The sequence below is a fragment of the Flavobacterium qiangtangense genome, from assembly GCF_042658345.1.
Classification (GTDB): domain Bacteria; phylum Bacteroidota; class Bacteroidia; order Flavobacteriales; family Flavobacteriaceae; genus Flavobacterium; species Flavobacterium qiangtangense.
The window spans coordinates 88,783-103,323 of the sequence record NZ_JBHSQB010000009.1 but is presented as its reverse complement, the minus strand read 5'-3'; the positions used below and the strand labels follow the sequence as shown (position 1 = coordinate 103,323).

14 protein-coding genes are annotated in these 14,541 nt (G+C 31.3%); 1 reads left to right on the top strand and 13 read right to left on the bottom strand.

The annotated features are described in order from the left end of the window. Positions 1 to 2: 2 nt before the first annotated feature. The 6 genes from ACFPVY_RS12245 to ACFPVY_RS12220 form a co-directional block, all read right to left on the bottom strand. On the bottom strand, positions 3 to 1,355 hold the full coding sequence (locus ACFPVY_RS12245) for an undecaprenyl-phosphate glucose phosphotransferase (protein ID WP_379792374.1): 1,353 nt from the start codon (positions 1,353 to 1,355) through the stop codon (positions 3 to 5). Beyond that, positions 1,356 to 2,339: a UDP-glucuronic acid decarboxylase family protein gene (locus ACFPVY_RS12240; protein WP_379792373.1), complete on the bottom strand. Its 984-nt coding sequence runs from the start codon at positions 2,337 to 2,339 to the stop codon at positions 1,356 to 1,358. Then, positions 2,336 to 3,634, bottom strand: a complete 1,299-nt coding sequence (locus ACFPVY_RS12235) for an O-antigen ligase family protein (RefSeq protein WP_379792372.1) — start codon at positions 3,632 to 3,634, stop codon at positions 2,336 to 2,338. The genes ACFPVY_RS12240 and ACFPVY_RS12235 overlap by 4 nt, the downstream gene beginning before the upstream one ends. After that, complete coding sequence (locus ACFPVY_RS12230; protein ID WP_379792371.1) at positions 3,567 to 4,682, bottom strand: DUF1972 domain-containing protein; 1,116 nt, start codon at positions 4,680 to 4,682, stop codon at positions 3,567 to 3,569. The genes ACFPVY_RS12235 and ACFPVY_RS12230 overlap by 68 nt, the downstream gene beginning before the upstream one ends. 84 nt (positions 4,683 to 4,766) lie before the next feature. Then, entirely contained in the window at positions 4,767 to 5,852 is a 1,086-nt protein-coding gene (locus ACFPVY_RS12225) for a glycosyltransferase family 4 protein (RefSeq protein WP_379792370.1), read from the bottom strand. After that, positions 5,839 to 6,693: an O-antigen ligase family protein gene (locus tag ACFPVY_RS12220; RefSeq protein WP_379792369.1), complete on the bottom strand. Its 855-nt coding sequence runs from the start codon at positions 6,691 to 6,693 to the stop codon at positions 5,839 to 5,841. Before ACFPVY_RS12220 ends, ACFPVY_RS12225 begins: the two co-directional genes overlap by 14 nt. Here ACFPVY_RS12220 and ACFPVY_RS12215 point away from each other — a divergent pair. Continuing rightward, the gene (locus ACFPVY_RS12215; RefSeq protein ID WP_379792710.1) at positions 6,641 to 6,889 is read left to right on the top strand and encodes a hypothetical protein; all 249 of its coding nucleotides are present in this window, start codon (positions 6,641 to 6,643) and stop codon (positions 6,887 to 6,889) included. The genes ACFPVY_RS12220 and ACFPVY_RS12215 overlap by 53 nt on opposite strands. 223 nt (positions 6,890 to 7,112) lie before the next feature. Here ACFPVY_RS12215 and ACFPVY_RS12210 read toward each other — a convergent pair whose 3' ends face one another. The 7 genes from ACFPVY_RS12210 to ACFPVY_RS12180 form a co-directional block, all read right to left on the bottom strand. Further along, entirely contained in the window at positions 7,113 to 7,919 is an 807-nt protein-coding gene (locus ACFPVY_RS12210; protein ID WP_379792368.1) for a glycosyltransferase family 2 protein, read from the bottom strand. Beyond that, entirely contained in the window at positions 7,920 to 9,215 is a 1,296-nt protein-coding gene (locus tag ACFPVY_RS12205) for an oligosaccharide flippase family protein (RefSeq protein WP_379792367.1), read from the bottom strand. It lies immediately after the preceding gene. A gap of 10 nt (positions 9,216 to 9,225) precedes the next feature. Continuing rightward, positions 9,226 to 10,371 carry a glycosyltransferase family 4 protein gene (locus ACFPVY_RS12200; RefSeq protein ID WP_379792366.1) on the bottom strand — a complete coding sequence of 382 codons (1,146 nt, stop codon included), beginning with the start codon at positions 10,369 to 10,371 and terminating at the stop codon, positions 9,226 to 9,228. A 41-nt stretch (positions 10,372 to 10,412) separates the two neighbouring features. Further along, positions 10,413 to 10,934: a hypothetical protein gene (locus ACFPVY_RS12195; protein WP_379792365.1), complete on the bottom strand. Its 522-nt coding sequence runs from the start codon at positions 10,932 to 10,934 to the stop codon at positions 10,413 to 10,415. A 77-nt stretch (positions 10,935 to 11,011) separates the two neighbouring features. After that, positions 11,012 to 12,859 carry a glycosyltransferase family 39 protein gene (locus ACFPVY_RS12190; protein ID WP_379792364.1) on the bottom strand — a complete coding sequence of 616 codons (1,848 nt, stop codon included), beginning with the start codon at positions 12,857 to 12,859 and terminating at the stop codon, positions 11,012 to 11,014. Further along, complete coding sequence (locus ACFPVY_RS12185; protein ID WP_379792363.1) at positions 12,825 to 13,790, bottom strand: glycosyltransferase; 966 nt, start codon at positions 13,788 to 13,790, stop codon at positions 12,825 to 12,827. The genes ACFPVY_RS12190 and ACFPVY_RS12185 overlap by 35 nt, the downstream gene beginning before the upstream one ends. A gap of 67 nt (positions 13,791 to 13,857) precedes the next feature. Beyond that, complete coding sequence (locus tag ACFPVY_RS12180; protein ID WP_379792362.1) at positions 13,858 to 14,511, bottom strand: class I SAM-dependent methyltransferase; 654 nt, start codon at positions 14,509 to 14,511, stop codon at positions 13,858 to 13,860. Between the last annotated feature and the right edge of the window lie 30 nt (positions 14,512 to 14,541).

Here is a 14,541-nt window from a genome sequence, read left to right as displayed (position 1 = left end):
ATTTAATATGCTTTTTCTTCGCCTTTAATTGCGTTGTAAATTGTCAAGAATACAATCTTTATATCGAGTAAAAGTGACCAATTTTCGAGATAGAAAATATCAAATTTAACTCGGTAAATAATGTCTTTATCGGTTTCTACTTCGCCACGAAATCCTTTGGTTTGGGCTAATCCGGTAATTCCTGGTTTAATAAAATGGCGCACCATGAATTTGTCAATTCTTCTGGCGTACATCTCGGTGTGGCTGACCATGTGCGGTCGTGGGCCAACGACTGACATATCGCCGAGCAATACATTGAAAAACTGCGGTAATTCGTCGATGCTGGTTTTTCTGATAAATTTCCCAACTTTGGTAATTCGGGGATCGTTTTTTGAAACTTGGTGTAAATCTGCTATATCGTTGATTTCCATAGAGCGAAATTTATAGCAGTTAAATTCCTTATAATTGAGTCCATTCCTTTTTTGTCTAAAGAAAACGCCTCCTTTTGATTCTAATCTAATGAAAACCGCTAATATTGGTATCAGCCAAGATAAAATTCCGACGATGATAAGTAGCGAAAAAACGATGTCAAAAAGACGTTTTATTATCTTATTTGCAGTTTCGTCTAACGGAATGTTTCGTAAAGAAATAATTGGGATGTAATCGTAATAATCAAAGATCAAGTTTCTGGCCAACACTTCTTTATTGTCTGGAAGAAATTTTAAAATTTTTAAATTATTATCTGTAAAATCTACAAATTTATTAATATCAGTATTCGACAAATCGGCTAGTGAGCAATAAATTTCGTCGATTTTATTTTTCATCACAAATTGAAAACACTGTTCTAATTCTTCCTTTTTATTGCAATTTAAATTAAAAGTGTGCTCTAATTTATAACCATAATCTGGATTTTCATTGAAGAAATCTTCTAATTGCTCGACACTTTTTCCGTTTCCAACAATTATGACTCTTCGAAAGTTTCCTCCAAAAACAACACGAAATCTTCTTAGTGCAAAATAAATAAAAAACTTTGCCATTGAAATCAACAAAACCGAAATGGTGACGAATTGAATCATCATTGACGGCTCTGAAAACTTGAGGTAGAAACCTATGAATGCAAAATTTATAATTAAAAATATAAAATATTGCTTTAAAATATTTGCTAATATATCGATGACTTTTGTGTAACGATATACTTCATAAAACCCTATATTCCAAGCAATTACCAACCAAGAAATGGTTATGAAGATGTGATAACTAAAAATATTTAGAGTTTCGGGTAACAGAAAATTTGCTAAGATGTTGACAATTATCAAATCTAGCAAATATGAAAAAGGCCTTATATAGCCTGAGTATCTTCCTGTTTTTCTACGCACTTAAAAAATATATTTCGAGAAATCTTTATGTTCTTCCTTCAACAGCTCTTCTGACGATAAAGATTTAAAATATTCATAGGTGATTTTCATTCCTTCTGACCTTGACACTCTTGCTTCCCAGCCTAATAACTCTTTTGCTTTTGTAATATCTGGCTGGCGTTGCAATGGATCATTTATTGGCAAGGGATGGTACACTACTTTTTGGTCTGTTCCTGTCAATTTTATTATTTCTTCGGCAAAATCTTTGATTGTGATTTCATCTGGGTTTCCAATATTTACCGGATAAACGTAGTCAGAATGCAATAATCTAAAAATTCCTTCAACTTGATCATCAACATAACAGAACGAACGGGTTTGCATTCCGTCTCCAAAGATAGTCAAATCTTCTCCCCTCAGTGCTTGTCCGATAAAAGCCGGAATTACGCGGCCGTCGTTTAATCGCATTCTTGGGCCATATGTATTAAATATACGAACAATTCTGGTTTCTACGCCGTGAAAAGTATGATACGCCATCGTTATTGATTCTTGAAAACGTTTTGCTTCGTCGTACACGCCTCTTGGGCCAATTGTATTTACGTTTCCGTAGTAATCTTCGGTTTGAGGATGAACCAATGGATCTCCATAAACTTCTGATGTTGAGGCGATCAAAATTCTCGCATTTTTAACTCGGGCCAAGCCCAATAAATTGTGTGTTCCCAGGGATCCAACTTTTAAAGTTTGGATTGGAATTTTCAAATAATCGATCGGACTTGCCGGCGATGCAAAATGGAGTATGTAATCTAATTTACCCGGAATGTGAACAAATTTTGTAATATCGTGATGGTAAAACTCAAAATTTTCGAGCTTGAACAGATGTTCGATGTTTTTCAAATCTCCCGTGATGAGATTGTCCATACCAATCACGTGATAGCCTTCTGCAATAAATCGGTCACAGAGATGGGAGCCTAAAAAACCGGCTGCACCTGTTATTAAAAGTCTTTTCATATTGTTTTTTCGTTGGCTTTAATTTGACCATTGGCATTAAAGAGGCAATAAAGTACTGCAAAATAAATCACCCCTCTTTGTCTCCATAAAAATGATTCTGTTAAAAAAAGCATTATCATTAAAATTGCAAAAGCAATATGCACAAAATTTTTGGTACTAAAAGCTTTTTGGGTGTTAAGATATAAAAGAATCAGCAAGAGTAACAATCCAAAGATTCCAAGTTCTGCAAAGTTCTGAATATATTGATTGTGAAAATTGTAAGTTGCGTAACCAGGATGAATCTTATATTGTCTTGCTTTTTCTTCAATTTTTATGTGTGACGCATTTAGTCCATATCCTGTAAAAAAAATGGAATCTTCGTGTATCATTTCTAGAAAAATTCTCACTTGATAAACCCTAAAAGCCGCTCCTGGGAAAAAATTGTTTTCAGTAAAACTTTCATTTGTCCAAGCCTGTCTAATACTTGTGTTCATGACTGCACCGCTCGCTAAAGTGTTTTCAGTGATGTTTGTGTTGATTTCTACTAAAAAACGTTCCCTAATTTGTTTGACAAATGAAAATGAAACTAATAATGTAACAATACCAATGATGCTTCCATACCTTATTTTGTTAGAAATTTTAGCATAAAAGAAAAAGTAAATGAATACCAACATCAGGAAGATAACCATCGCATTTTTTGAAGCCAACATAAAAATAATTGCTGATAATAAGATGATAAATGCTATTTCTACTATGCTTTTATTTTTTTTGTCTATAAAGTAAAAGCATGCCATAGCCATAAAAATTGAAACATGTATCGCATTTAAATCTTCTGTTACGAGTCCGTGATAAAAAAAGAATTTATAATCATGGTGAGTAATGAATCGAATGGTTGCCCGTATTAAATAGAAAATAGCGAAACAGACCATACCAAAACTATAATATCTTAAGATTTTGTTTACTTGAGCTTTTGTAAATGGTTTGTAAATAAAAAAACAAAATGGAATTGCAAACAGAGGAAGTTCTTTCACAATTGATGCTGCCGATTTGTCAACGTCCCAACTCCAGGTTATTGAAATGACCATTAAAACGTATAGCAGCATTAGTGGCAAAAGCCTTTTTTGTAAACTTGCTTTGTCCTTCTTGAACGTCAGGAGCGTAATTCCTGAAAATACGCAAACGCTGACGCTGTTATATGCATAATTCAATGGAATAGTAAGCAATACTAATATTATTGGAACGAATAAATTATTGATTTTCGTCTCTTCCCTTAAATCTTGATAAACTTTCCTCAAAAAGTTGTAAATATTGCTCATTTATCTTTGTCCAATTAAATTCATTCTGGATAGCATTTCCGTTGTTTTGGATAAGTCGCAAGTTATCACTTTTTTTTATTGACAAAATTAAATTTTTAACTTCGAGACTTGAAGAGAAATAGAATGCGTTTTCTCTCAATATTCCCTCATTAAATTCATTTTTATGAGCTAAAATAAGTGCTTTTGAAGCCATCGCTTCTAGTAAAGAAGGATTGGTTCCGCCAACTGTATGCCCGTGAAAATATAGATTTGAAAAATATCGAAGATTATTTAAATAGTCGAGATTGTATATTGCGCCCAAGAATTTAATGGTATTTGAAAGCCTGTATTTTTGCTTTAAGTAATTACCAAATTTTGTGTCATGATTTCCTATTACCAAAAAAGGAGTTGTGTCTTTACTATCAACAAAACCATCAAGAATCATTTCAATGCTATTTTCTGGCTCTAATCGCGCGATAAGCATATTAAAATGATACTTTTCAAGTTTAAATTTTGAAAGTATTTCTTCATTTGCCTTTTCAAAAATGTCGCTTCCGTAAGCAATATAGGTGGCGTGTTTTCTATATTTATTTTTAAGATATGTTTGTATACCTATCGAATCTGCGATGAGGGCATGACTGTTCTTAACTGCTAGCTTCTCAGCAAATTTTAATCCTTTTTGAACTAGACTTGAGTATTTTGTACGTTTCCACTCTAAACCGTCCATGTTTGTGATGATAATGGCTTTTTTTGGAAGCAAGAAGTGCCATACAGAGCTGCTTGTGTAGCCCAGTTGAAGAATAATATCAAAATCTCTTTTCTTAGAATCTAAAATACAGTTTAAGTCATAAATGAATTGTCCCGCAGTTCCAATTTTAAATTCTGGATCATAGCGGTGAATTAAATTTACACCATTAAATATTTTTCCTTGGTAAGGGTGATTGTGAGAATTGTAAACATAAACTTGATGTCCTTTTTCGGCAAGATAAACTGAAAAAAACTCTGCAAATTGCTCAAAACCTCCATAATGATTAGGCACGCCTCGAGTTCCTAAAATAGCTATTTTCATTTGTATCGGACATTAACAACTGGTAAAATTAAAAAAAAATATCCCTTTCGAGGGTAAATTTTATTAAAAATTACAATGATATATCTATTTCAAAAGTTTGTAAAGTGCTTCTGCACCAATCTTCCAATTGTACATCTCTAAAATAGTTTCTTTTGGAATTGGTTCAAAATCTCTCAATGTCTCTCTGATAATGTTGTCCACGTCAGATGCATCTAAGGGATTGAAAGAATATTTTTTTAGAAAAGAAAAGTCGGCCATTGATGTTGTGCCTGAACATACGGATGGAATTCCTGCTGCGACAGCCTCTAATGGAGGAATTCCAAATCCTTCCGCTATAGAGGGATAAACAGACAGCCTTGCCCCTCTCAAAAACAACAATAAATCGCTAAAAGTGACTTTACTGAAACTATGAATCTTTTTCTTGATATCTTCTGACAACGAGTTGTATAACTGATTATAGTGCTGATTTAAGATTGCTTTATCCCCAACAAAAACCAAATCATGATTTTTATAAAACTCGCCATCCACAAAAACTTTTAATAGCGTGTGATGATTCTTTCGGGGTTCCCATCGACTTATGAAGAGCCAGTAATTTTGCACCTTAAACTTGCTTAAAACCTCCGCCTCCATCTTTGACTTGTCATATTTCTTAAAAAATATAGTATCTACCGCATTTGGAGTTACAAAAACTTGATTTATGCCAAAGTGTTTTTTAATTTGATTCTTGGAATACTCAGAAACAGTCAAAACAATATCAGAGTGTCTGGCGCTCCATTTGAACAAAAATTTATTTTTAATTTTGTATGATAAAGGAAAATACCGTGGATAATCTAAAAAAAGAACATCATGAACTGTATTGATGTATTTGCAATATTTTATTGGTGGAACAATATACTGAAAATGCGCATAGTCGATTTTGTTGTCTTTGATAAGCTTTGGAATATCTACTAATAATCTCCAAAACTTGTTATGCGATGAATATTGCAAATAATAGATGTTTTCGGCGGTGCCAAAAACGTCTTTAAGTACAGCCATGTCGTGTGAAGCAAAATAAAAATTAATGTAACTATGTTTGACTAATTCTTGGTAGATTCCGCGAATATATGAGGTTGTTCCTTGGAAACCTCCGTCAAAAACGTGACAGTCTATGAATATATTAATTGGCTTCATCTTTTATTTTTAAATCTACGTTTTCTTTGTGAAGAAAGAAAAGTAATGCTCCCAATATAAAAATTATAATATCTCTAGAATTGTAAATTCCGGTAATGGTTAAAGTTGAAAATAAAAATATAATTCCAATGGCCGAAATAAAAACAGCGTCCATTTTATTTTTCCACTCTTTTTTGTTAATCGTATTATAAATTGAAAAAAGAAAACTCAATAATATTACTAAACCAATAATTCCTGTTTTATAAAAAATGTAAATGTACCCGTTATGAAGCTCTGAAATATATTTTAATCCCTTGCTGCCATCTGAGGTTAAAGGGGCTTTAAATTTTAAATTTACCAGAGACCCTTGACCGGTTCCCACGACGTAACTCGAGGGCTGTTTTTTCATTAATTCAAGTGCCCGTTTTGCCTCATATCCTCTCCAATGATCCCATAAATCTTTATGATCATTTCTATTGATTTTGGTCACAAAAAGTTCTTCTGGTGCATTTTTTATCTTGAAGAGAAAGTTTTCTAATCCTTCTGCTCTTCGGTCAATTTTAATGGAGAAAAGATATGCATACATTAACCCAACGCAAAGCAAGAAAACGCCAATAATTTTAATCGATTTTACCGTCAAGCGAGTGTATCCGTTCACGCTAGCGTACAAAATAAATGCTACGATTAACATTGTTCTTGAGAAATATAAAATGCATGAAAGTAGCAGAAGCCCTAAAATTAAGCGATGTATTATTTTTTTTTCGAAGAGCAGGTATCCTTGAAATTTTCTAAAATAAATTAGAAAAAATATGGCGAATAATTCTAAAAAATTATCTCTCGAAAGACTTCTAATTGCTTCCACGGAACCAGTAAAAATACTTCCTGTTGCCAGTAATACTATAAGATGGATTATCGCTGAAAATAACGATACAAATATTATCGTTTTTATAAATACTGCGATATTCTGGGATTTAGAAAAAAACAGATATCCAATAGAGATTCCTAAGATTGGTTTAATAAAATGGAAAATATCCTTAACGAAATTAAATGTGGAGTAATCGTGAAAAAAAAAACCAGCAAAACCTATAAAAAATAGAATTACAACAGGTAAAATATTCTTAATTAATCGTATTGGTAAAACGAATTTTTCAAAATTGAAATAAATTGATAAGGCCGAAATTTGCAGCACTGTATTTATTCGAAAAGATTCGACATACAGTTGCGCAAAAATTACGATTGCAAACAAAAACGCATAAAATGATTTTTTTTTAATTACCATTCTTATTTTGTAGTTCTAAAGAACAACTTGATGTTTTTTACAAATTTATTAATACTCAAGGCAAAACTAATTAAAACTTTGTGAGCTCCCTTAAAATGCTTCGAAATATATAATTCATACCCTTTGACCAACAGTGGATTTTTCAATGTGCTAAATCCCACAAAATGGGTGTACTGATATTGTGGCAAAAATATTCGCTTGTACTTTTTATCTGCAACCCTTTTACACAAATCAACATCTTCTACATATAAAAAATAGTCTTCATCAAAGCCGTCAATTTCTGCAAACACGTTCTTAGGCATTAATAAAAAAGAGCCTGTTAACCAATCTACTTCTTGTAACGTTTTGCTATTTGCTAATTTCTTACTTTTCTTTTGAATATTCTTCATCCAAAACATATTGTTTATTGTTGGAAAATCACCGGAAGCAGGTAGGAATTGTTTGTTTCCATCTAACATCTTAATTCCAATTGCACCTATTGTGGGATCTTTTTTCAAATAATTTACAATTGGCAATAAATCATCTCGTAAAATTGTATCATTATTAAGCAACAAAATTGAATCTCCAGTTGCTAATTTAAATGCCTCATTATTTCCTTTACCAAAGCCGTAATTAACTTTAGATTCAATCAATTGTACTTTTGGATAATGTGATTTTATAAAGGCGCAACTTTCGTCTATTGAATTGTTATCCAAAATAATAATCTCATAAGACAACCCATTCGTTTTTAATATAATGCTATCAATACAGTTTTTTAAGTATTTAAGCCCATTGTAGTTAACTATGATTATTGATAACTGTTTTTCCATTTATATAAGAGTGTAAAATCCCAATTTCTTTTTGATAAAATACACGCATGTTAAGTTTAAAATAATAATAGAAATCATACTTGCGATTGCAGATCCATTAATATCGTATATAGGTATGAAAATATAGTTAAGAACAATGTTCACAGATAAAGCGATGAGATTTATCTTGAAAAGTAGTTTACGATTGTCTGTCAAATTAAGGATTTGGTCAACATTTCCGCTAGCAGCACTTATGAATGTCGAAACAGCAATAATAATAAGCACCAATGAACCACTCTTAAAACTTTCACCGAAAAACTGAAGCAATAAGTCACTAAAAAAAACTATTATGGAAACGATGGGTAACGAAATTAAAGTTACTAATTGCGTGGATTTTTGGATCATCTTTTTTAAATTTTGATTATCTCCATTCACAAAAAATTCTGCTATTTTAGGACCTGTAACAATGTTTATGGAAGCAATAATAATTAATACAAACATACCTATTTTGAAAGCAGCATTATAAATCCCAACACTCTCTTCTGTAGACATTGCGCCCAACATCAACACATCTGTCCAACTTATTAAAAAACCCATCAATCCTGAAAACATCATTGGAAGAGAACTAAAAAATGTCTTTTTATTGGAAAATTTTTCCATAATAAACTTTTTCTTTCTGTCAATTATTACCAGAAGTTCAATTATAAAAGTAATTAAAAATGAAAGTGCATAATATAAAACAATCTCGGATGGACCATTTAGACTATCACGAAGTAAAAAAACAAAGCCTATGAAAAACAAATTAGGCACTACAAACATAAATAGCCCAAATGTTAAAAAACGTTTGATGCCTATAAAATAATAAAGTACTAATTCATGAAACAAGAACACAGGTAGGAATAAAGCTATGATTTTAAAACTTTCTGATAAGTGAGGCTTGTTAAAGATAACCGCGCTGATAAATGGCGCGCCAAAATAAAAAAACAATATAGGGATTAAAGCGACAAAAAAAACCAATTTAAAAACATGAAAAAGAAAAGAGGTTGCCTTATGAATGTTAAGAGGTTGGATCTTATTAATTTCAATGAGAATTGTGTTTTGTATTCCCAGTGTGAAAATCATTGCTAATAACTGTATAATGGTTTGCAAAAGGGAAAAAGCACCATAAATTTTTTCTTTAAAATAAAAAGAAAGCATCCACGCAACCAGAAACCCAAAAGCAACTCCCAATGCCCTAAAAGCTAGCGAAACAATACCTTTTGATAGAAGATATTTTAATACGTTGTCATTTAAAAGTTTACTTATGATGATTTTCACAAATTTCGGTTTATTTTTTTTGTAAAGCTGTTGCAATTATTTTATTAGAAATTTCTTTACCCCAATTGTTCCAATTTAGCTTTTCTAAATATAATTTTCTAGAAGATTCGCTTATTTTTATATAATCGTCAGCATTTTCAATTAAATGAGAAATTTTTGAAAAATAATTGGCTGGTGTGGCCGAAACGTCTAGACAATATCCGTTGACGTTATTTGTTATTGCTCCTTCAATACCGCCAGTATTTGATGCAATACTTGGAATTCCGTAAGCACTTGCTTCGCAAAAAACAATTCCAAAACACTCAGAACGACTCGGTAAAAATAAAAGATGGGTCTGTTCTAACATCTTATTAAATTGCTCAAAATCAACCGGGTTATTTTTGTTTAAGAAAGGAATGACTTCAATATCAGGATGTGAAACAGGTGGAATACATCCACAAACGGTAAGCTTCACGTCGTATTTTTCTTTTAATAATAAAAAAGTTTCAAAAACAATGTCCCCGCCTTTTCTCAGCCAATCTACGCCTAAAAAAAGCAAATGTACTGGCTTTGATTTATCAATCGATTTTTCAATATAAGATATTTGCTCATCTAAAATATTGGCTCCAAATGGTATCACATCAATTGATGCTTTTTTCTGATAGTTTTTCTCGATATATTCTTTAGCCCACTGTGAAGGATAAGTCATATAACTGGCTTTTAATAGCGCTTTTTGCTCAATAAAATTAGATTCTTTTGCTGAAAAGTTGAATAAGTTTGAATAAGTATCATAGTAGCCCTTAAGCTGCCCAAAAGAAGAGTCTGAAGTGCTACAAATCGGCAAATCAGTTTTAAGAAAGGCAATTTCAGTAGAAGCGGCTGGAGCAAATATAACGTCGTAATTATCCTTCCGTAAACGTCGCTGAATAATCTTTGAGAGAAAGTAGCTTCTAGCAATAGAATTTTTATGATTATATCCTTTTGAGAAAAGAAACCTGGTAATTCTATTGATTATTCCAAATGATTTGAAAAACAAGTTATCGATTGGGCCAATCGCTTCTACTACTTCAAAATTGTCTTTCAAGGTTGTAAACATTTTATAATGTATACCAGACCAAGAAGTTTTATCATTTGGGTCAGTAGAAGTTACAAAGGCTACTTTTAAAGAGTTTTTCATTTCATATTAAAAAAAAATCTCTATTTCTAGAGATCTTTTATTTAGTTTTTAAACATTTTAGCTAGTTCTACTTCTAAAGAAGTTCTACTTCTGAAAGCTGGATCATATGTTTCGCCATTTGTAGGCTTGAGCGTGGCTACCGCTTTTTTTCTGTCCCATTCAATTTGGTGACTTGGGATAAAATATTGATAAAACATTGTATCTTTTATTTGAAATGATTTATCGTAATAATTCATCGTGAATTTTTTTACCTCAATTGGCTGCTGCTGTTTATTTACTCCAAAATCGATTCGAATTTTTGTTGGCATAGCGTCCTCAGGTAATTCAAATTTCACCTCTTGACTAGTTTCTTTACCCTTAATTGGCGCCCATACTGTTTTTACGCCGTCATAATCCTGTTCACCTTCTTCACAATAAAATAATTGAAGGCTATCATCCGCCTTAACAATTAAATCCAAAGCAACCCTAAAAGTTTCTTTTTTTTCTTGTTGAACCACTTTTGGCTCTTCTTTACAAGAAAACAGGCAAAATAGAATGCTAACAACAAAAATATTTTTTCTCATAACGTCATAATTTGTGCAAATATAAATATATTTTTTTATGTGGACAGTAAATTTTCATACTCGTTATTACAGGCCCTTTATTTGTTAATTTCTCTGTCTGTTAAAAAGATTCCTTCCTTTTTTAACTGATTATTTATTAATAAGACACCTAATTTGTAGCTTCCTGATTGTAAGTCACTAACATTAATTTCGGAAGTAAAACCAGAATTATCCAAGTTCTTTTCACTTTTAAAATAATCTGTTACATCTGGCCTATTAACTTTTTGGGTACGAAGCTTAATTGCATTTTTTGTGCCTGCTTTTATCAAAACCAATTCAATCCTTGTGTCTTTACTCTCCATGCCCTCAAAGAATGCCCAACCAGTAGCCTTTATAGTTATTCCATTATTTTCAAAAAATTCTAAATTTAATTTAAATAAATCTCCTTCTGTTCCAACTAAATTAAACTTCGATAAATCTACCGTACTTGAAAAATTTTTTAATAATATGAAGTGTTTTGTCCAAGCATCCATTCCATTATAGTTATTTTCGATATAAAAATTTTTATCTATAAAAGCCAATACTTGCTCGTTTTTAGTATAATTACGACCATGCCCGTCAATGTACCAAAACTCTTTTATTTTGGTAGAATCTTGTTGCATCTCAGAAATGTAATTTTCTAAACTTTGGTCTATAATAGTTTGATTTTTATTAAAAAAATAGGGCATATATACCCCTAAGCTACTAACAATGGGCAATCCCTTTTTATTATTCTCCTTTACAAAGTTAGTTGCTTCTCTAAACTGGGTTTTATTAATTCCAGAATAAAAGTTTTTGACAATTGAAATATCTATCAATGAAAAAACAGAAAACGATATACAATAGCTATATAAAACTATTTTATTTTTTATTGCAGCAAGTCCTATGGCAAATATGATTAGAACTGCTGGTAAAATAACTATAAAATATCTGCTTATAAGCATTGGTACAGAAAGGTACGACCGGATTAATGGACAAATTATTACAATTGAAATCCAAAGAGACAGTACTAAAAAACTAATTGTTATTTTATCATTTAAAATATTCTCTTTATCAATATTAATAACATTACTTTTATATAAACTTACTATGTAAGCTATTATTGGAATAAGTAAAAGTGAAAAAAGAATCTCAGAGTTACCAAAGAACTCTTTAAAAATTATCCCAAAGCTATCATTTGTGGGTGCTGGAATCCAAAAATTGGTTAACTTGGATATTCCTAACAATATATTTATTGCCGGTAGATAAAGAATTAAAGTAATCAAGGCTGAGACAATTGCCTTTTTTATGAAATCTATTTTTTGTTTATTATTGTGTAATAATAAAAAGAGCAATAAAATAATGTATTGGGAAAAAAGAGCAAACAATCCAAAGAAATGTCCATAAATCATTAAGGCAGAGAAAATTCCATAATATATACTTGTTTTATAGGTAGGCCTCTTTATAAATTTTACCAACCAATAAAAAGAAAGAATGCTAAAAAGCATAAAAAAAGAATATGGTCTTGCTTCTTGTGAATAAAATAAGTGAAAATAATTTACACTCAAAAAAAATGAAGCGATAAGCCCTACTCTTTTTGAATATAGTTCATAGCCTAGCAAATATAATGCATACAGACTGAAAGCGCCTAACAAAGCTGAATACACCCTTACAACAATCGTTGTGTAGCCAAAAATCTTAAACAAAAAATATACGGTGTAAAAATACAATGGGGGCATTTGTTCTCCCTCTTTAATTTTAGTATAAAGTTCTGAAAATGGTGTACTTGGATTGGCCTCATTCAGAGTATGGATTTCATCTAACCACACACTTTGATAATCTAAGTGATAAAATCTTAAAATTGAGCCTATAACAATTATTATGAATAATAATTTATTGTTTTGAATTCCATTTATTATTTTCCTCATTTTCAATAAAATCTAAATAAATCTTCGCGTTTGGTGCACTGATATTTTTTCTCGAACTTAATTGCAACAGCAATACAATTAATGTAACCGAAAATAATTGTAAAATGATTCCCGATATAATTAAAATCAAACTAGAAGCCCAGCCCGGTATAGCGTTATCGGTAAATATTTTTTGATAAAGAATATACATCACCGAAATAAAACAAATGCCAATCCCATAAAGTGAATACCGCAAAATTCTTAATGACAAAAAATCAAAATAAACTGCGATAGAGCTCAGTCCGTGGATAATCAAACTGTTAGAATTCATTTTAGAAACTCCTTTGAACCGTTTTCCTCTGTCTAGTAAAATCTTTGAAAAAGGTATCTTCGATTGAATAATTCCTCCAGAATAATGATTCCAGATGTTGCTTTGATGTACTACTTTTCCAAGAAGTGATTTCGGAATTATGCTAAAGTTTCCAAAAGATATTTTTTGGCCAGTTAAAAAATAAAAAAGATATTTATAGAAAAAGTAGCCGGTTTTAAAAGCTATTGATTCCTGTCTCTTTTTCCGCTGTGCAAAAACAATCTTCTTGTCTTTTTCTTTTCTTGCCTCTTCAAGCAAAAAAATTATATCATTAGGTTTGTCTTCGCCGTCACTGTCCATTACAACAACATAGTCATTATCTGTAATCTCGTTATAAATGTATTGTAACCCAACAGCTATTGCTCTTTGATGTCCAATATTGACTTTTAAATTCAGTGTCTTTACCGTTAAACCAGATGGTAGAACTTTTTGTGGTTCTTCAGTGGAACCGTCGTTTACTGCAATTATTTCAAATAAGTAGTTCCCAGAATGTTTGGAATTCAACTGATTGATATATTCCGACAATATCGCAAAGCTTTTCCAGTCATTATAAACTGGGGTCAAACAATATATTTTTTTCAACTGGGACATTTTTAAATTTTCTTGAAACAATTTTTGACATTATTTTTATAGAACACCATTAATCTTGCTACTTCCCAGCCTGATATAAATATTGCACGGATAAAAACTCTTCAAACAACCCAAAAGTTAGTTTATTGAAAATTTTTGCTCCGGATTTTCCTTTGTAAAATTCGAGGCTACTCGCTTCTCTTTTCACTTTAAAGTTTGATTCAATTAATTCTCTGATGTTTTTCTTGCAAAAAAACCGTCGGTGTGTATAATCAAAAAGTCCGCTTTCGTCATAGTCAAAATTTCCTTTTATAAAAATCTTAACAAACGCTGTGTAATGCCTTATGTTAGGCATGCTTACCAATATTTCTCCATCGGGTTTTAGATAGTTTTTTAACTTTTCTAACACAACAGCCGGCTCTATCAAATGTTCTAAGACATCGGCTAGCAAAATAACATCAAAGTATCCATTATATTGGGGAAAATCTAGCTCTTCAATGTTTCCAAATATAAAATTATCGATTTTTTTATATTGATTTCTTTTCTCTACGTCTTCAAATATATCTAAACCGATTGCCTCTGCCGCAATACCTTTTTTTTTTAAGTAAAAAAGCGTTTCTCCAAAACCAGCACCCACTTCCAAAACTTTTAAATCCTTTTTGTCTTCAATCATACTAATAAGATCTTTCCTTATGTTAGTATAATAATCACTTGCTTTGTCTTCGTAATTCATTTAGTTTATTCTAGTTATTGGACTGAAACA

What these genes read in the sequence shown, in the direction of transcription:
- ACFPVY_RS12235 (WP_379792372.1), bottom strand. Translation starts at nt 3,634, where the DNA reads ATGAGCAATATTTACAACTTTTTGAGGAAAGTTTATCAAGATTTAAGG.
- ACFPVY_RS12200 (WP_379792366.1), bottom strand. Translation starts at nt 10,371, where the DNA reads ATGAAAAACTCTTTAAAAGTAGCCTTTGTAACTTCTACTGACCCAAAT.
- ACFPVY_RS12230 (WP_379792371.1), bottom strand. Translation starts at nt 4,682, where the DNA reads ATGAAAATAGCTATTTTAGGAACTCGAGGCGTGCCTAATCATTATGGA.
- ACFPVY_RS12225 (WP_379792370.1), bottom strand. Translation starts at nt 5,852, where the DNA reads ATGAAGCCAATTAATATATTCATAGACTGTCACGTTTTTGACGGAGGT.
- ACFPVY_RS12240 (WP_379792373.1), bottom strand. Translation starts at nt 2,339, where the DNA reads ATGAAAAGACTTTTAATAACAGGTGCAGCCGGTTTTTTAGGCTCCCAT.
- ACFPVY_RS12180 (WP_379792362.1), bottom strand. Translation starts at nt 14,511, where the DNA reads ATGAATTACGAAGACAAAGCAAGTGATTATTATACTAACATAAGGAAA.
- ACFPVY_RS12210 (WP_379792368.1), bottom strand. Translation starts at nt 7,919, where the DNA reads ATGGAAAAACAGTTATCAATAATCATAGTTAACTACAATGGGCTTAAA.
- ACFPVY_RS12195 (WP_379792365.1), bottom strand. Translation starts at nt 10,934, where the DNA reads ATGAGAAAAAATATTTTTGTTGTTAGCATTCTATTTTGCCTGTTTTCT.
- ACFPVY_RS12190 (WP_379792364.1), bottom strand. Translation starts at nt 12,859, where the DNA reads ATGAGGAAAATAATAAATGGAATTCAAAACAATAAATTATTATTCATA.
- ACFPVY_RS12215 (WP_379792710.1), top strand. Translation starts at nt 6,641, where the DNA reads ATGGCGAATAATTCTAAAAAATTATCTCTCGAAAGACTTCTAATTGCT.